Raw genomic sequence first — 16,784 nt, 5'->3', positions numbered from 1 at the left:
TGTGACGCTTTTATAGAATGAGCGGCATGATCGTGACCAATACCGTTTTCCGACCGATCAATACCCAAGGACCAGGATGCTCGACCTACGCAAGCTGCGTTACTTTCTGACGGTCGCCGAAGAATTGCACTTCGGCCGCGCCGCCCTGCGCCTGCACCTCGCCCAGCCGCCGTTGACCCGGCAGATTTCAGCGCTGGAGGCAGAGTTGGGCTTCAAGCTGTTCGATCGCACCAGCCGCACGGTGACGCTCACCGCCCAGGGCCGCTCGTTCCAGCCCTACGCCCGTGGCGTGTTGGAACAGGTTGAGTTGGCACAAGTGATCGCCACTAAATTGGCTGCGGGCACGGCCGGGCAACTGGCGTTGGGCTATGTGAGTTCAATCGCCCTGTCGGACCTGTTCAGCCAAGCGATCCAGGCCTTTGCCCAGCGCTTTCCCGATGTGCAACTGACCCTGGTGGAATGCGCCTCCGGCAGCCTTGGTGCGCAAGTGGCCGACGGGCGACTGGATATTGGCTTGAGCCGGCTGTTGCCGCAAAACGACGCGGTGCAAGCGCTGTCGTTGGGCGAGGAACGCTTGGTGGCAGCGGTGTCGAGTGACAGCCCGTTGGCCAGCCAGGCCGAAATCAGCCTGGCGCGGCTCAGCGCATTTCCGTTGATTCTGTTCCCGGCCGATTACGGCTCGGGGCTGAACCAGTCCATCGAGCAGTTGTACCGCCACCATGGCGTGCCCCTGTACGCGGGGCCGACCGGGCGGCAGATCACCTCGATCATTGCGCTGGTGGCGGCCGGGCAAGGGGTGGCGCTGGTTCCGGCCTGTACGCAAAGTTTGATGAACAAGGGGGTGACGTATCGGCCGCTGGTGGAGGTGGATGCCCGTGCAAAGCTATTGGTGCTGACGCGCAAGGAGGAATCGAACCTGTCGGTCCAAGCCTTTATGGCAGTGATCGGTGAGGTAGCTGCAACGCCAGCAAAGTCTGAATGCACCCACAAATGAGCACCGTAATACTGTCAACCCGTTAGCCCTGAGAGTGAGGCACCCGCAATGCTTGAGCCTGAACAATCCACCCCCAAACCCGTACTGCGCCAGGTGGTCGGTTGGGTGCTGGTTCTGCCCTTCCTGGTCTCATGGGTGAGGCTGCCATTTCCCTTTGGCCTGTTCCTGGCGCTGGGAGTGATTGCAGCGTCGGCCTATGGCGTGAGGTATGCCTGGCACCACGCCAGTCGACGCGTGACGATGTTCGCGCTGATTGTCACTCTGCTCAATGCCGTTTCATGGGTCATGCTGAGCACCGCATCAGTACTCATGGCGCTCTACATGCTCGCGCGGCTCTACTGGTGGCCGTATTTCGCCAACTGGCTTTACTGGAGTTTTTAGTCTCAAGGCGAATTTGACCGCAAGAAGCGCAGTTTCCAGGCAAGCCGATGGCGCTACAGTAGCGCTGAACCTTTTAACGCCGCCTGTCGAGGAGCCCACTCATGCGCTACGAATACACACTCATGCCCTCCCCCGTCGGCGAGCTCACCCTGGTGGCGCGCAATGGCAAGCTCAGCGCCATCCTGTGGGAATGCGAGCGCGCCAACCGCGTACGCCTGGGTGAATTGCATGAGGCCAATCACAACCCGGTGTTGCTGGAAACCAAGCGCCAATTGCACGAATACTTCGCCGGCACCCGTCACCGGTTCGAGCTGGAACTGGACTTCACCGGCACCGATTTTCAGAAATCGGTGTGGCAGGCATTGCTGACGATCCCTTTTGGCGAAACCCGCAGCTACAGCCAGATCGCCCAGCAGATTGGCAACCCGAAAGCCGTGCGTGCCGTGGGAGCCGCCAATGGTCGCAACCCGATCTCGATCATTGCTCCGTGCCATCGGGTGATCGGCGCGTCAGGCGGGCTGACCGGATTCGCTGGCGGGCTGGAGGCCAAGCAATATTTGCTCGCGCTGGAAGGCGGCGGCCAGGCCGAACTGGTGTTCTGAAACGCGCCGCGGCAAAAACGTCCCCTTTGTTCAGGAGACCAGTTGTAAAAAGAAATTTCAGCACTGCGCTGCGGTCCATCACTTCATCACCTCCCCTTAAGGAAACCGGTCATGAAATTCTCCGCAGTCTCACAATCCCTGTCCCGCTGGGCTGGCAGTGCCCGGACGTTCTACGCGGCCGTCGCGCTGATTTTCCTGTGGAGCCTGAGCGGGCCGTATTTCCACTACAACGACACCTGGCAACTGATCATCAATACCTCGACCACCATCATCACCTTCCTGATGGTGTTCCTGATCCAAAACACGCAAAACCGCGATAACGACATCCTGCACATCAAGATCGATGAACTGCTGCGCGTGTCCAAGGACGCGCAAAATGCCGTGTTGAGCCTGGACGGCCTGGACCGCAAAGAACTGGAAAAGCTACGCCAGGAATACCGCAGCATTGGCAAAACCGGCAGCGTCAGCCTGAACAGCAGCTGCGGTCACGCTGCCGACGATGCGGCCCCCACCAAGACCGATTTGAACCAGGCATGAAAAACGGCGGTTGGATCAGCTCCAACCGCCGTTTTTCCTAAGCAGTAAAGGCCTCAACCATCGCCTTGATGACCTTTGCCGTAGGTGGATGCCAGGGCACGAGCCTTTTGCAGGCGCTCTTCCAGCTTGGGCAGCGTTTCATCCACCAGCGCTTTTATTTCCGGGACATCGGACGCGGCGCCTTCGCGCTTGAACAGGGCGATGGCCTCTTCGTTTTCCTTGACCTGTTGTGCGGTGTAGGCGGCGTCGAAGGAGTCACCCTCCTTGAGTTCGGGCATCAGGGTTTCAGCTTTGTCGACGATCTTCTCCCGTGGGGCCACCGGCAAGTCGAGCTTCTTGGCAATCGCCGCCAAATGTTGGTTGGCCAGGGTGCGCTCGTTGATCACCTCGATGGTGTAGTCCTTGATTTCCTGGGACGAGGTTTTGGCGTGGGCCATGCGACTGGTCTCGATATCGGCCATACCTTTGGCCGAAGCCTGCTCGATGAACTCAGCAGGCGACTGGGCGAAAGCATTGCTGGCGCCGAGGCCCAGCAGCATCGCGAAACTGGCGGTGCGTAACCGGATAGCCATGCGGCTCATGATGGGTTCCTCCAGGGCAAAAATAGGTGCGGGGGGAATACACCCCACCCTGGATTCGAATTTTCTGGGCGGCAAAGGTTTAGAAAAAACTTGCCGTTGCGACGAACGGTCGTCGCCACCTCAAGCCGGTTTGCTGCCAAACAGCCCCGGTAACGCATGGGCCAGGGCGTTTATAGCAAAGCCGATGAACATCACGCCGCACAGTCGGGTGATCAGGATTTCATGGCGTTGATACACCGTGCGCACCCGTTGGGCACCCACCACACCGATCAGAATGGCATAGGCCAGCAGGCCACCGACGAAGCTCAGGAAGATCAACGACGGCAACATCGACCACGTCAGCAACTCGGCACGGCTGGAGAGCAGCGCAGTGAACGTCGCCACGGCCACCGGGTAAGCCTTGGGGTTGGTCAGGCCGAACACAATACCGTGCCAGAACGGATGGCGCGCCGCGCCCTGGGGGGCATCGCCGTTGCGACGCTGGGTCCGAATCGCGCGCCAGCCGAGCCAGAACAGGTACAGGCCGCTGAGCACGCCCAGCACATCGAACGCGCTGCTGCCGACTTCCCGCGCGCCGACAATCGCCACCAGCGCGGTGCTGCACCACAGCACATCGCCCAGCAGGTGCCCGCAGAGGAACCCCGCCCCGGCCCGACGACCACGGGCGGCGCCGATGCCGAATACGGCCAGTACCCCCGGCCCCGGCGTAATCCCGTAGATAAAACCCGAAGCGAGCACAGCGAACAGCAAGGAAAGGGTCATGGGCGCGACTCTGACAGAGGATGTGGAGGTGGCTGGATTCTGCACGTTCCAGTACTAAGGGTAAAACTTCATGCCGACATAGGGTTTGTCGCGGCAGGCTTGCAGGCGCGAGGCCAGGTCGCCCACATGGGCTTCAAGCTTGTGGCCGTCGGGGTCGAGAAAATAGAACGAGGCGCCTTCGCTGCGGTTGTCGCGCCACGCCTGTACGTTGGCGGCGCACAGGCGCTCGACCAATGCGGTGAAATTTGACGCTGCGACGGTAAACGCAGCGTGGGTGTAGTCGGCCGTCGGATTCGAGTCGCGTAAAGGATCGAGGGACAAACAGAGCCATAGGCCCGGCAATGACAAATAGGCGCCGCTGTCCCAGGTGGCCTCGAGCTTCAGTTGCAACAGCCCATGGTAGAAGCTGACGCTGCGAGGCAGATCGGTGACGGCCAGGGTCAGGTGGTTGAGGCCGGTGAGCATGTTGTTTTTTCTGTGTTAGCGGTGGTTTTCGGACAATACACCCTGCATTTGGTCTTTCAACCACTGCAACCCCGAATCCCCGCCCCGCCGCCCATGCCACACCAGCTCAAAGGCAAACGAGGGAATAGGAAACGGCGGCGGCACGGTCAGCAGGTGCTGATGGTCGATGTTGAGCAACCCCCGCGATGACACCGTCAGGATCAGGTCCGTGCCGCGAATCAACTGCGGTGCCACGCCCCAGTGCGGCAGGCTGATCGCCACATGCCGCCGCTCACGAATCGCCGTCAACGCGCGCTCGATTTCCGGCGTGCCGCTGCCGCGCATTTCCAGCAACACATGGGGCCGCGACAGGTAGGTAGGCAAGTCGAGGATGCCGCCCTCCGGCAGGCTGTCGCGGTCCACCAGGCAGGTGTAATGCTCTTCGAACAACGGCGAGCTGCGCAGTTCGGCGGGCATATCGGGGAACACACCAGCGGCCAGGTCGAGGTCGCCATTGAGCACGCCCTCCACCATGCCTTCGCGGCTGGCCTGGACAATCTGCAGGTCGATACCCGGCGCTTCGTGACGCAAGGTTCGCACCAGCCCCGGTAGGAAAATCGCCGCGCTGTAGTCCGACATCGCCACGCGAAACCGACGCTTGGCCGAGGCCGGGTCAAACTGATTCGGTGCCAGCAGTGCCTGCACCTGGGCCAGGGCCTCGGCCAACGGAGTCGCCAATTCCAGCGCGCGGGCAGTCGGCACCAACGTGCCTCCCTGGCGCACCAGCAAGGGATCACCGAGCACATCACGCAAGCGCGCCAACGCATGGCTGACCGCCGGCTGGCTCAGGTGCAGGCGCGCCGCCGCACGGGTGACGTGCTGCTCGGCAAGCAAGGCGTCGAGGATCACCAACAGGTTGAGGTCGATGCGCCGTAGATCATTCATCAGCTGCATGCCTGGCATAAGGGATTGGAATTTAAATTTGCGTGACGAATAGCCTAGAGTCCAGCAAAACCTCTGGGAGATTCGACATGACGACGTTGCATTGGGCTGGTTTGTTGCTATTGGCGGTGATCGCCGGGGCGGTGGTGCCGTTTCAAAGTGCGATCAATGCCAACCTCGGTCGCGGTCTCGGCCACCCGCTGTGGGCGACGCTGGCGTCGTTGCTGGTGAGCATTATCGTGCTGCTGCCGGTGATCGTCGCACTGCGCCTGCCGTTGCCGAACCTGGCGTTTATCAGCAAGGCACCGCTGTGGATGTGGGCCGGTGGCGCATTGGGTGTGTGCTTTATCTCGCTGGCACTGATACTGCTGCCCAAGCTGGGTGCATCGGGGTTTATCGCCCTGGCCATGGCCGGGCAGATTCTAGCGTCGCTGCTGCTGGATCACTTCGGCCTGTTTGGCCTGGTAGAGCGGCAACTGACCACGCCCCGGGTGCTGGGAGCGCTCTTGTTGATGGGCGGCGTGGCGTTGATCCAGTTCAGTGCCACACCCGCCCGCACACTGGCGACGGCAGGCTGATCCGCACGGGTGCACAGGGCTCAGGGTGTGTCGCGAGCCAGTCGATTGATCTCGGCCTGTTCCACCACCGCTTGCGGCGCGCCGTTGCGCACCGCCGCCAGCATCGCCCGCCCCACGGTCTCGGTGCTGACCACCCAGCCCGGCTTGATCCCACGCACCACCGACAGCAACGGCCCGAGCACCGTGTAGAACAACTGGTACAACGGCGTCTTCGAGCGCACGCCATGCAAGGGTTGGATCACCCCCGGCCGGAACAGGTACACCGCCTTGAACGGCAGGCGCAGCAAGGCGTTCTCGGTCTTGCCCTTGACCCGCGCCCACATCGACTTGCCCGCCTCGGAACTGTCGGTACCCGCGCCGGACACGTAGATAAAGGTCATCTGCGGATTAAGCCGAGCCAGGGTACTGGCGGCGACAAGGGTGAGGTCATAGGTGAGGTGGGTGTACTTGGTTTCATTCATGCCCGCCGACGAAACGCCGAGGCAGAAGAAGCAAGCATCAAAACCTTGCAACAGGTTTTCCAGGGGTTGGAAATCCAGCATGTCGCTGTGCAACACCTGATGCAGCTTGCCGTGCTCCTGGGCCAGCGGCGTGCGGCCGACGGCCACGACTTCCTGCACATCCGCGGCCAGCAGGCACTCACGGAGGACGCCCTGGCCGACCATGCCGGTGGCACCGAATAATAAGACTCTCATAAGGTTTTACCTTCAATGGCCTGCCATCAACGGCACGCTAAAGACAAATACACTAACAGCTTGTAGCGTGCTGCCAGTAGCTTAGCGCCCAAATAGGAATCGTCCGTTCTTGAAACGCACCACCACCCCGCCCTTGCTTGCAGCGCGGCCCTCCTTACCCAAGTCGGCATCAGCCGCAATTTGCACGCGGCATTGGCGCAAGGTTCAGGCGATGGGGCGATCATGGTGTTCAACACCCGCGCACCTTTGATTTTGCAGGGCGTTTCGAGTGGATTGCAGCGCGATATGGCGGGTTGGGGAGAGGCGTATCGGGTAGAGACGTTGATGCTCAATCACTTCGTCGCGCCCACGGGGCGGCTGAAGACGATGAGTGGGGGCGTGGCGAGCCTGCTGGTGACAGTTAAGAGATAGAACGAGCAAACAGTGACCTGTGGCGAGCGGGCTTGCCCTAATGCCGTTCAGTTAAGGCTTTTTTGTAGGAGCGAGCTTGCTCGCGAAGAACTTACAGGCGCCGCGTTCATCCAGGAAACACGCGTTATCGTTGACGTTTTTCGCGAGCAAGAACTAGGCGTCCCCCTCGCTCCTACAGAAGGCGATGTCCGCTTAACTGAACGGCATTAGGGCTTGCCCAAAGGGCAAGCCCGCTCGCCACAGCAAGGATCAGAATGCGCTGCGGAAGATCTCCTCGATCTGACGCTGATCAGCCCGTCGTGGGTTGGTCAGCCCACAGGCATCCTTCAATGCATTGGCCGCCAGCAGCGGGATATCCTGCAACTTGGCCCCCAGCTCACGCAGGCCCGCTGGGATTTCGACGTCCAGGGCCAATGTACGAATCGCGGCAATGGCAGCCTGGGCGCCCTCTTCCGCACAGCCCCCCTTGATGTCCGCGCCCAGTGCACGGCCGACATCGCTCAGGCGCTTGGCGCTGACGCTGGCATTGAAGCTTTGCACATGGGGCAGCAACACCGCGTTGCACACGCCGTGGGGCAGGTCGTACAGGCCGCCCAGTTGGTGAGCCATGGCATGCACGAACCCCAGGGAAGCATTGTTGAAGGCCATGCCGGCGAGGAACTGGGCATACGCCATGTTTTCCCGCGCGGCTTTGTCAGTACCGTCGCGTACGGCCAGGCGCAGGTTGGCGCTGATCAGCTCGATGGCCTTGATCGCGCAGGCGTCGGTGATCGGCGTGGCGGCCGTGGATACGTAGGCTTCGATGGCGTGGGTCAACGCATCCATGCCGGTGGCGGCGGTAAGCCCCTTGGGCATGCCGACCATCAGCGAGGGGTCGTTGACCGACAGCAGCGGCGTGACGTTGCGGTCGACGATGGCCATTTTCACGTGGCGGGTTTCGTCGGTGATGATGCAGAACCGGGTCATCTCGCTGGCGGTGCCGGCGGTGGTGTTGATGGCCACCAGTGGCAGTTGCGGCTTGCTGGATTGGTCGACCCCTTCATAGTCGCCGATATGCCCGCCGTTGGTGGCGCACAGGGCGATACCCTTGGCGCAGTCATGGGGCGAACCACCGCCCAGGGACACGACAAAATCGCAGGCACTTTGCTGCAACAGCGCCAGGCCTTTCTCGACGTTTTCCACATTGGGGTTGGGCTTGGCGCCATCGTAGATGACCGAGTCGATGTCCTGCATCGCCAGTTTCTCGGCGATCATGCTGGCCACGCCGGCCTTGGCCAAGCCGGCGTCGGTGACGATCAGGGCCTTGCGAAAACCGTAGTTGCGGATGGCAACCATCGCTTCGTCGAGGCAATCAGTGCCCATGATGTTGACGGCGGGAATGAAGAAGGTACTGCTCATGGCGAATCCTCAGAGGCGTTATGCCGACAGAATCCACTGAGAGCGCATGGTGCACCTTGACCAGGATCAACCCTCGCTCATGATAAAGTCTGCGTCCAGCCGATTTCGAGTAGACCCACCGCGATGAAGGATTTCCAGGATATTGACGCCCACCTTGAAGACTGGAGCGCGCTGCGCAGCACCATCGACTTCAGTGGGATTCTGATCGGCAACGGCGCCAGCCGGGCGATTTGGGAGGACTTTGCCTACGACTCGTTGTTCGAAAACGCCCGCACCGTCGAAGAAAAACCCCTGAGCCAATCCGAGCTGAGTGTGTTCGACGCCCTGCAAACCCGCAGCTTCGAACAGGCCCTGGGCGCCTTGAAAACCACCAGCCGGGTCAACAAGGCCCTGGCCGTCAGCTCGGCGGCGCCGCGCAATCGCTATTACGCAATCAAGGAAGCGCTGATCAACACCATCCACGCCGTGCACATCCCATGGCGCCTGGTGCAGCCGTCGACGCTGGCGACGATCAACGCCGAGCTGGCCAGCTACCCCACGGTCTTCACCAGCAACTACGACCTGCTCAACTACTGGGCGATCCTGCACACGCCGGGCATCGACGACCTGTTCCGCAGCGCCGACGCCAGCTTCGACCTGCGCAATACCCGCACCGATGCACCACGCATTCTCTACCTGCACGGCGGCCTGCACCTGGTGCGCAACCTCGACGGCACCGCGCGCAAATTGCCGAGCACCGACAGCACCCTGCTCAGCAGTTTCGCGATCAACAACACGATCAAGACCCTGGACGATGTGCCGTTGTTTGTCAGCGAAGGCAAGGTGCAGGAGAAGCTCAAGACCATCCGCAGTTCGGATTACCTGTCGTTCTGCTATGAGCAGTTGCTCACCCATGCCGGCGCGCTGTGCATCTTCGGCCACGACCTGGGGCCGCAGGATAAACACCTGGTGGATGCGATTCGCCAGGCCAGCCCGACCACTCTGGCGATCTCGGTGTCGGGACGCAGCGACGGGTTCATTCGCCAGCAGAAGCGGCGGTATTCGGAGTTGTTTGACGGCAGCGGCGTGGAGCTGAAGTTTTTTGCGGCGCGCACGCATCCGTTGGGTCATCCAGCACTGTCGGTACCGGTGGAACGCTGAGCAACCTATGGGACGGAGCTGGCCCCCCGCCCACATTGATCGCCTTTCAAGCCGTCAGCGCGGTCACTCTTCAGCGCTGTGCACCACCACCAACAACTGCGCCTGCACATCCCCCACCGAGCGAAGCCGATGGGGCTTCTGTGCATTGAAATGCAGGGCATCGCCCCGCTCCAGGATCACCCGTTCATTCATGAAGTCCACTTCCACCTGGCCTTCATGCACGAACAGGAATTCCTCCCCCACGTGTTCCTTGAAGGTCTTGTCGGTGAACTCCGCCGGCGGGTAAATGATGAAAGGCAACAGGCTGCGTTCACTGACCTGATGGGCCAGCACCGCATAACCCGGCGCGGTGTCGGGCCGCTCATGGCAGCGCACCAGGCTGTAGCTGTCGAGACTGACGCTGTCTTCACTGAACAGTTCTTCCACTTTCACGTTCAACGCCTTGGCCAGTTTCAACGCAGCGGCAATCGACGGTGTGTTGAGCCCGCGCTCGACTTTCGACAGATAACTCTTGGTCATCCCGGATTTTTCGGCCAGGGTTTCCAACGTCACGCCGAGTTTTTTTCTCAATAATTTCAAACGGATAGACATGCGCTGCGGTTAATCCATGCAGAAAGCGAAGAGCTGTGCTTGCCAATGACACAAAGTGTCATATAGCATCTTTAGTGTCATTTGCCTCACCCAACGACCTTGCGAGCAGCGGGGGACCAGCAAATCCGACGTCCATTGAACCACCCAAAGGACACCGATATGGCCAAGACATTAGCACTCCCCAAAGACCAACTGGTCAAGCAAGCGCTGATCCAGATGCAAAACACCCTGGCGGATAATACGTGGACCGACCGGCAAAAGCTGGCGCTCACATGTCGCATCCTCTTCGAATACGGCCACGACTCCGGCCTGGCCGGGCAGATCACCGCGCGCGGGCCCACGCCTGGCACCTATTACACCCAGCAACTGGGCCTGGGCTTTGACGAAATCACCGCGAGCAACCTGCTGCTGGTCAACGAAGACCTCGAGGTGCTGGAAGGCCACGGCATCCCCAACCCGGCCAACCGTTTTCACACCTGGGTCTACCGTGGAAGGCCGGATGTGAACTGCATCATTCACACCCACCCGACGCACATCGCCGCCCTGTCGATGCTGGAAGTGCCGCTGCAGGTATCCCATATGGACTTGTGCCCGCTGTACGAGGACTGCGCGTTCCTGGAAGCCTGGCCAGGGGTGCCGGTGGGCAATGAAGAAGGGGAAATCATCACCACGGCACTGGGTGACAAGCGCGCGATTTTGCTTTCGCACCACGGCCAGTTGTCGACCGGGGCAAATATCGAGGAAGCCTGCGTGATCGCGCAGTTGATCGAGCGTGCGGCCAAGTTGCAATTGCTGGCGATGGCCGCCGGCACCCTCAAGCCGATCCTGCCGGCATTGGGACGCGAAGCCCATGACTGGATCTCAAAGCCCAAGCGTCATGGCGCTGCGTTCAATTACTACGCCCGGCAGAACCTGCGCAAGCACGCCGACTGCCTGAATTGATTGCCCTTTTTCGACCGGAGACCTCCCATGTCCAGCCCAACCATTCACGGCATCATCGGCTACACCATCACCCCATTCAGCACCGACGGCCAACGCATTGACCTCGACGCCCTGGGCCGCTCCATCGACCGCTTGATCGCCAGCGGCGTGCATGCCATCGCGCCTTTGGGCAGCACCGGTGAAGGCGCTTATCTGAGCGAGGCCGAGTGGGACGAAGTCAGCGCCTATAGCCTGCAAAAAGTCGCCAGGCGCGTGCCCACGATTGTCAGCGTGTCCGACCTGACCACCGCCAAGGCCGTACGCCGCGCGCGTTACGCCGAGGCCCATGGCGCCGATGTGGTGATGGTGCTGCCGGCCTCGTACTGGAAACTCAGCGAGGCGGAAATCCTCGCCCACTACGCCACGATTGGCGACAGCATCGGTTTGCCGATCATGCTCTACAACAACCCGGCTACCAGCGGCACGGACATGTCGGTGGACTTGATCCTGCGCATTATCAAACAGGTCGCCAACGTCACCATGGTCAAGGAGAGCACCGGGGATATTCAGCGCATGCACCAGTTGCACCAGCGCAGCGACGTGCCGTTCTACAACGGCTGCAACCCGTTGGCACTGGAAGCCTTCACGGCCGGGGCCAAGGGTTGGTGCACGGCGGCGCCAAACCTGATCCCGCAACTGAACCTGGATTTGTATGCGGCAGTGTTGGCCAATGACCTGGGCAAGGCGCGCGAACTGTTTTATCGGCAGTTGCCGTTGCTGGAATTCATCCTCAAGGGCGGGTTGCCGGCGACGATCAAGGCAGGGTTGCGCTTGACCGGATTGGAGGTGGGTGATCCCCGCTTGCCGGTATTCCCGTTGGGCGAGGCCGGAATCGAACAGCTGAAAACATTGCTGCGCTGACGCCGCGATCCAATGTGGGAGGGGCTTGACCCAGTGCCAGTCAATTAAGAGATAGAACGAGCAAACCGTAACCTGTGGCGAGCGGGCTTGCCCCGCGTTGGGCTGCGCAGCGGCCCCAAAACCTGGCGATTCAATATGCCTGGATAAACGCGGGGGCCTTATTGGGGCTGCTTCGCAGCCCAACGCGGGGCAAGCCCTAATGCCGTTCAGTTAAGGTTTTTTTGTAGGAGCGAGCTTGCTCGCGAAGAACTCACAGACGCCGCGTTCATTCAGGAAACACGCGTTATCGTTGACGTTTTTCGCGAGCAAGCTCGCTCCTACAGAAGGCGATGTCCGCTTAACTGAACGGCATTAGGGCAAGCCCGCTCGCCACGACAAGCGCGCTCACCACAACAAGCTCGCTCGTCACAGTTACAGTGTTCCTCCTTAACTGACTGACAAGCCCCCTCCCACATTTTAATAGAGACAAATGATAATGATTCTCGATAGAATTCACGACTTTTCCACGTCGTGCTTCGTCAAGAAGGATATCCATGTCTCGTCCCAAGCCCGACCCGTTGTCGGCCGATGCCTTTCGCGGGTTTTATGCAGACATTCTGTATTTCCTGCGCAAACGCACGGACAACGCCAGCGACGCGGCCGACATGACCCAGGATGTCTTTACTCAGTGGCTGGACTACCGCGACCGCGCCAAGGTCGAGCAGCCACGGGCGTTTCTGTTCCAGATGGCGCGCAACCTGCTGCGCGATCATTGGCGCAAACAGAAGGTACGACAAACCGTCCACGCCGATCAGGCCGAAAAGGATGCCGAGCCGGTCATTGACGAGCAGAACGACCCCATGGTCGCCGCACAACGCCTGCAACGCCTGGAACAGTTGAAAGAAGTCCTCGCCGAGCTCTCGCCGCGCAGGCGAGAAGCCCTTATGCTGCACCGCTTCGAAGGCCTGAGCCAGGTACAGATCGCCGAGCGCATGGGCATTTCGACCAGCATGGTGGAAAAGCATATCGCCTTTGCCCTGCTGCATTGCAAGCGACGCCTTCAACCCGACCTCGGCACGGAGCAGCCCTAATGAACCGCCTGAGCGACATCGACGCCCTGGACATCGAAGCGAGCGACGCCATCGATGCCCAAGCCGCCAGTTGGTTTGCACGCAACCGTAGCGATGCGGGGCGCGCCGACCGCAAGGCTTTTGCCGCCTGGCAAGCCGTGCCGGCCCACGCCCGCGCCTATGCCGAATTCGAGCAGCTGTGGGCGGACCTCGCCCAGTTGCAGCAACGGAGCAAACCCGTGGCGCTGCCCCCGCGCAAACCAGCCTTCTGGCGCCCGGCCCTCGCCGCCGCCGCCGCCGTGCTCTGTGCCGTACTGGCCACGCATCTGGGTGCACCGCGCGAGTTGTATCACAGCCAGGTCGCGGCCCACGCCAAGGGCGTGCGTACCCTGGACCTGCCCGATGGCAGCACCTTGTATGTGAATGCCAACACCCGCCTGCGCGTCGACTTCACCGCCTACCAACGCATCATCCATTTGGACAAGGGCCAGTTGTATATCGAGGTCGCTGCTGACAAGGAACGGCCGTTGTTCGTACAAGCCGGCGAAGCGAATGTGCGGGTGGTGGGCACGGCTTTTGATGTGCGCCGCAGCCCGCAGCAACTGGTGGTCAGCGTCGCCCATGGCCAGGTCGCCTTCGAGCCGGACGCCAAAAACGCCGTCACCTTGCTCGGCGCCCAGCAACGCGCCATCTACCACTACGCCAAGGGCACCGTGCAGCAACAACCCCTCACGTCCGAAGACGTGGCCGACTGGCGCAGTGGACACCTGTCGTTCCGCAACCGCGAGCTGGCCAGCCTGATCGATGAACTGAGCCTTTACCGCCCGCAGGCACCGTTGCAGGTGAGCAATGCAGTGGCACACCTGAAGGTCTCGGGCAATCTCGATGTGAATGATCCAGACGCCTTACTCAATGCCCTGCCCGCCCTGCTGCCGGTAAAAGTCATGGCTTCAGCCGATGGCGTGATAAGCATTGAGCCGAGCAAATAATACAAAAACCGTACTTGAGAATATTTTGCATTTGCACGTGTGGTTTTTTTAGCCTGCCCCGTCTTCCTCCCGACTGTGTTTGATACGCACACCTTTTTGGCTATTTGGCCACCCGGGGGATTTCATGTTTCGCGCGCCTTGCCACGCTTCGCACCTGTTGCTTCAACCGACCCTGCTTGCCACCTGCCTGGCGTTCAGCCTCACGGCCCAGGCCGAGTCGTTCACGCTGCACCTGCCGGCCCAGTCGCTGGCCACGTCACTGAGCGAGGTGGCGCAGCAGACGAAGATCCAGCTGCTGTTCGATGAAACACTGCTCAAGAACGTGCAGGCACAGGCCCTCAATGGTGACTTCACCCCGGAAGTGGCGATCCGCACCCTGCTGGCCCCTGGTGAGTTCACCCTGATCAAGGTCGGCACTACCTACGTCGTACGCCCCGATGCGGGCAAGACTACCCAGAGCGGCGCGATCCAGCTGGACACCTTGAGCGTGATCGGCACGGGCAATGAAGTCGACTCCAGCACCGTGAACCGTTCCACCCTGAGCCAGGCCGACATCGACCGCTACCAAGCCAATAACATCCCCAGCCTGCTGCAGACCCTGCCTGGGGTCAGCCAGGGTGGCTCGCTGAAACCCGGTGGCCAGACCATCAACATCCGTGGTTTCGGCGATGCCGAGGATGTACCGATGACCGTCGACGGTGCCACCAAGAGCGGCTTCGAGCGCTACCAGCAAGGCACGGTATTTATCGAACCCGAGCTGATCAAAAGCATCGAGGTCGAGAAAGGCCCCAATTCGCCGTTTACCGGCAACGGCGGTTTTGGCGGCACGGTCAACATGACCACCAAGGACGCCCCGGACTTGCTCAAGGACGGTCGCAACAGCGGTGCGATGCTCAAGTACGGTTACTCCAGCAACGACCATGAACAGGTCTATAGCAGCGCCGTGTATGGCCGCACCGACGATGGCCGGTTCGATGCGCTGGCTTACCTGACCCAACGCGACGGTGGTGACATGAAGGTGGCCGCCAAGCTGCCCAATGAGAACAACCAGTACCCGATCAACCCCCAACGCCTGCCTAACACCGCCCAGGACGTGGACGGCAAGCTGTTCAAGGTCAATGCACACTTCACCGATGAACACAGTCTCGGCCTGTCGTACTCGCGTTCCCACAGCAATCGCTGGACACCCTTTTCCGCCGCGAGCTACCCGACACCGCCGACCCAGGCCAACATCAACCGCTACGGCTACGAAGGCGCGTTGAAGCGCTTTCTGGCACACCGCGACACCGTCGACACCACCTGGTCGGGCAAGTATGAATACCAACCCTTGGACAACCCGCTGGTGGACTTGACCGTCAAGTACTCTCAGTCCAACACCGAGCAGACTGACGAGCGCGACGCCACGGCGTTTTTCCAGTTGGCCACGGGTGGGCGCAAGATGGACACGTCCTACACCGACAAGAACCTCGACATCCGTAACGTCAGCCTGTTTGACACCGGGCCGTTGCAGCATGCGGTGACTATCGGTGGGCAGTTGCGCAAGCACATCCGCGAAACCGAGATGTGGATGCCAGGCACCACCTACAACACGCCACGCTACAACTATGGGCACTTTCAACCGGGCTTCATGCCCCACGGCAAGGTGGATACCAACAGTTTCTTCATCCAGGACGCGGTGACCCTGGGCGATGTGACGATCACCCCGTCGCTGCGCTACGACCATGTACGCAATCGCGGCGAGGCCAACGATGCACCGTACTACAGCAACCCCGACCCCGCCGTCGGCCATGACTACAGCGATCGCACCTACACCGGCTGGTCGCCGCGCCTGGCGTTGTTCTGGACGGTGACCCCGAACGTCGGCCTGTTCGCCAACTGGAGCCAGACCTGGCGGGCGCCAGTGATCGACGAGCAATACGAAGTGCAGGGCCTGGGCAACCGCACAGCCACCAGCGTCGACCTCGACCCGGAGCGCATCACCTCGATCACCCTGGGTAACATCACCCGCTTCGACAACCTGATCGCCCAGGACGACAACCTGCAACTGCGCACCACTCTGTTCCACAACAAAGTCGAAGACGAAATCTTCAAGGCCACGGGCGTGGGCTGCCAGAACCAGGCCATCAACGGGGGCACAATTGCCAACGCTTGCCCACCGGGGGCGATGTCCAACTACCGCAATATCGGCGCGCTGACCATCAAGGGCTTCGAGTTCGAAACGCTCTATAACTCCACCTACCTGTTCGGCTCGGCATCGTTCGCCTATGCCACCGGCCAACACGAGGGTGCCTATACCAACCCTTGGGGCCCGGATGTGGCGGCCCGCGATATTCCGCCGACCAAGTGGGTGCTGGTGGTGGGGACCCACATCCCGGCCTGGGATGCCCAGGTGGGGTGGACGGGGCAGTTCATCGGCGCAACCACTCGCCTGCCCAGCGACAAATACTCCGGCGGCCCCGGCAGCAGTGTCGGCGACTTGTTCTACGACCAGTATGGCAATAAGCGCTACAACACCCAGGGCCTGTTCGCGAAATGGGCACCGCAACAGGCTTACCTGAAAGGCACCGAGGTGAACTTCACCGTGGACAACCTGTTCAACAACAACTTCCGTCCGGCGCTGAGCGGTGATCGTGCCTACACCAAGGGGCGCGATGCCAAGATCAGCGTCACACGTTTCTTCTGAAGACTGGCACTGCCACTGTGGAGAGCGGGCTTGTTATGGAGAGCGGGCCTGTTGTGGCGAGCGGGCTTGTTGTGGCGAGCGGGCTTGCCCCGCGTTGGGCTGCGGAGCAGCCCCATTACAGGCGATGTATTTTTAACTGACACACCGCGGTGCCTGGTTTTGGGG

19 protein-coding genes are annotated in these 16,784 nt (G+C 61.0%); 12 read left to right on the top strand and 7 right to left on the bottom strand.

What is annotated here, in order from left to right; translation table 11 throughout:
- Window positions 1–76: 76 nt before the first annotated feature.
- The 4 genes from AC1Q6I_RS05625 (at window position 77) to AC1Q6I_RS05610 (ending at window position 2,514) form a co-directional block, all read left to right on the top strand.
- On the top strand, window positions 77–994 hold the full coding sequence (locus AC1Q6I_RS05625; RefSeq protein ID WP_102623457.1) for a LysR family transcriptional regulator: 918 nt from the start codon (window positions 77–79) through the stop codon (window positions 992–994).
- Window positions 995–1,042: 48 nt separating this feature from the next.
- The gene (locus AC1Q6I_RS05620) at window positions 1,043–1,375 is read left to right on the top strand and encodes a hypothetical protein (protein WP_102623458.1); all 333 of its coding nucleotides are present in this window, start codon (window positions 1,043–1,045) and stop codon (window positions 1,373–1,375) included.
- 101 nt (window positions 1,376–1,476) lie between these two features.
- Window positions 1,477–1,977 carry a methylated-DNA--[protein]-cysteine S-methyltransferase gene (locus AC1Q6I_RS05615; RefSeq protein ID WP_102623459.1) on the top strand — a complete coding sequence of 167 codons (501 nt, stop codon included), beginning with the start codon at window positions 1,477–1,479 and terminating at the stop codon, window positions 1,975–1,977.
- A gap of 111 nt (window positions 1,978–2,088) precedes the next feature.
- Window positions 2,089–2,514, top strand: coding sequence for a low affinity iron permease family protein (locus AC1Q6I_RS05610; RefSeq protein WP_024073954.1), 426 nt, complete (start codon window positions 2,089–2,091; stop codon window positions 2,512–2,514).
- A 53-nt stretch (window positions 2,515–2,567) separates the two neighbouring features.
- Here AC1Q6I_RS05610 and AC1Q6I_RS05605 read toward each other — a convergent pair whose 3' ends face one another.
- The 4 genes from AC1Q6I_RS05605 to AC1Q6I_RS05590 form a co-directional block, all read right to left on the bottom strand.
- The gene (locus AC1Q6I_RS05605) at window positions 2,568–3,095 is read right to left on the bottom strand and encodes a DUF4142 domain-containing protein (protein ID WP_024073953.1); all 528 of its coding nucleotides are present in this window, start codon (window positions 3,093–3,095) and stop codon (window positions 2,568–2,570) included.
- Window positions 3,096–3,215: 120 nt separating this feature from the next.
- Window positions 3,216–3,857 (bottom strand): LysE family translocator, encoded by a 642-nt coding sequence (locus AC1Q6I_RS05600; protein ID WP_024073952.1) that lies wholly within the window; start codon window positions 3,855–3,857, stop codon window positions 3,216–3,218.
- A 54-nt stretch (window positions 3,858–3,911) separates the two neighbouring features.
- Window positions 3,912–4,322: a fosfomycin resistance glutathione transferase gene (gene fos / locus AC1Q6I_RS05595; RefSeq protein ID WP_024073951.1), complete on the bottom strand. Its 411-nt coding sequence runs from the start codon at window positions 4,320–4,322 to the stop codon at window positions 3,912–3,914.
- A 15-nt stretch (window positions 4,323–4,337) separates the two neighbouring features.
- Window positions 4,338–5,255 (bottom strand): LysR family transcriptional regulator, encoded by a 918-nt coding sequence (locus tag AC1Q6I_RS05590; RefSeq protein WP_375156320.1) that lies wholly within the window; start codon window positions 5,253–5,255, stop codon window positions 4,338–4,340.
- Between the two features lie 77 nt (window positions 5,256–5,332).
- On the opposite strand from AC1Q6I_RS05590, the gene AC1Q6I_RS05585 reads away from it, so the two are divergent.
- A complete protein-coding gene (locus tag AC1Q6I_RS05585; protein ID WP_102623460.1) occupies window positions 5,333–5,821 on the top strand; it encodes a DMT family transporter in 489 nt (162 codons plus the stop codon).
- Between the two features lie 20 nt (window positions 5,822–5,841).
- Here the strand turns inward: AC1Q6I_RS05585 and AC1Q6I_RS05580 are convergent, their stop codons facing one another.
- Complete coding sequence (locus AC1Q6I_RS05580; RefSeq protein ID WP_024073948.1) at window positions 5,842–6,516, bottom strand: NAD(P)H-binding protein; 675 nt, start codon at window positions 6,514–6,516, stop codon at window positions 5,842–5,844.
- Between the two features lie 222 nt (window positions 6,517–6,738).
- On the opposite strand from AC1Q6I_RS05580, the gene AC1Q6I_RS05575 reads away from it, so the two are divergent.
- Window positions 6,739–6,927: a hypothetical protein gene (locus AC1Q6I_RS05575; protein WP_102623461.1), complete on the top strand. Its 189-nt coding sequence runs from the start codon at window positions 6,739–6,741 to the stop codon at window positions 6,925–6,927.
- Between the two features lie 249 nt (window positions 6,928–7,176).
- On the opposite strand, the gene yiaY is transcribed toward AC1Q6I_RS05575, so the two are convergent.
- Window positions 7,177–8,325 carry an L-threonine dehydrogenase gene (gene yiaY, locus AC1Q6I_RS05570; protein WP_024073946.1) on the bottom strand — a complete coding sequence of 383 codons (1,149 nt, stop codon included), beginning with the start codon at window positions 8,323–8,325 and terminating at the stop codon, window positions 7,177–7,179.
- A gap of 123 nt (window positions 8,326–8,448) precedes the next feature.
- On the opposite strand from yiaY, the gene AC1Q6I_RS05565 reads away from it, so the two are divergent.
- Window positions 8,449–9,465, top strand: coding sequence for a DUF4917 family protein (locus AC1Q6I_RS05565; protein WP_069075435.1), 1,017 nt, complete (start codon window positions 8,449–8,451; stop codon window positions 9,463–9,465).
- Window positions 9,466–9,528: 63 nt separating this feature from the next.
- Here the strand turns inward: AC1Q6I_RS05565 and AC1Q6I_RS05560 are convergent, their stop codons facing one another.
- On the bottom strand, window positions 9,529–10,056 hold the full coding sequence (locus AC1Q6I_RS05560) for a helix-turn-helix domain-containing protein (protein ID WP_102623462.1): 528 nt from the start codon (window positions 10,054–10,056) through the stop codon (window positions 9,529–9,531).
- Window positions 10,057–10,215: 159 nt separating this feature from the next.
- Here AC1Q6I_RS05560 and AC1Q6I_RS05555 point away from each other — a divergent pair, with 159 nt between their 5' ends.
- The 5 genes from AC1Q6I_RS05555 (at window position 10,216) to AC1Q6I_RS05535 (ending at window position 16,619) form a co-directional block, all read left to right on the top strand.
- On the top strand, window positions 10,216–10,998 hold the full coding sequence (locus AC1Q6I_RS05555; protein WP_069075433.1) for an aldolase: 783 nt from the start codon (window positions 10,216–10,218) through the stop codon (window positions 10,996–10,998).
- A 27-nt stretch (window positions 10,999–11,025) separates the two neighbouring features.
- Window positions 11,026–11,898 (top strand): dihydrodipicolinate synthase family protein, encoded by an 873-nt coding sequence (locus AC1Q6I_RS05550; protein ID WP_069075432.1) that lies wholly within the window; start codon window positions 11,026–11,028, stop codon window positions 11,896–11,898.
- A 533-nt stretch (window positions 11,899–12,431) separates the two neighbouring features.
- Window positions 12,432–12,968, top strand: coding sequence for an RNA polymerase sigma factor (locus AC1Q6I_RS05545; protein WP_102625727.1), 537 nt, complete (start codon window positions 12,432–12,434; stop codon window positions 12,966–12,968).
- Window positions 12,968–13,936, top strand: coding sequence for a FecR family protein (locus tag AC1Q6I_RS05540; protein WP_102625728.1), 969 nt, complete (start codon window positions 12,968–12,970; stop codon window positions 13,934–13,936). The genes AC1Q6I_RS05545 and AC1Q6I_RS05540 overlap by 1 nt, the downstream gene beginning before the upstream one ends.
- A gap of 124 nt (window positions 13,937–14,060) precedes the next feature.
- The gene (locus AC1Q6I_RS05535) at window positions 14,061–16,619 is read left to right on the top strand and encodes a TonB-dependent receptor (RefSeq protein WP_102625729.1); all 2,559 of its coding nucleotides are present in this window, start codon (window positions 14,061–14,063) and stop codon (window positions 16,617–16,619) included.
- Window positions 16,620–16,784: the final 165 nt, after the last annotated feature.

Source organism: Pseudomonas sp. MPR-R2A5, assembly GCF_058793055.1.
This window is presented reverse-complemented; position numbering and strand designations above follow the sequence as displayed.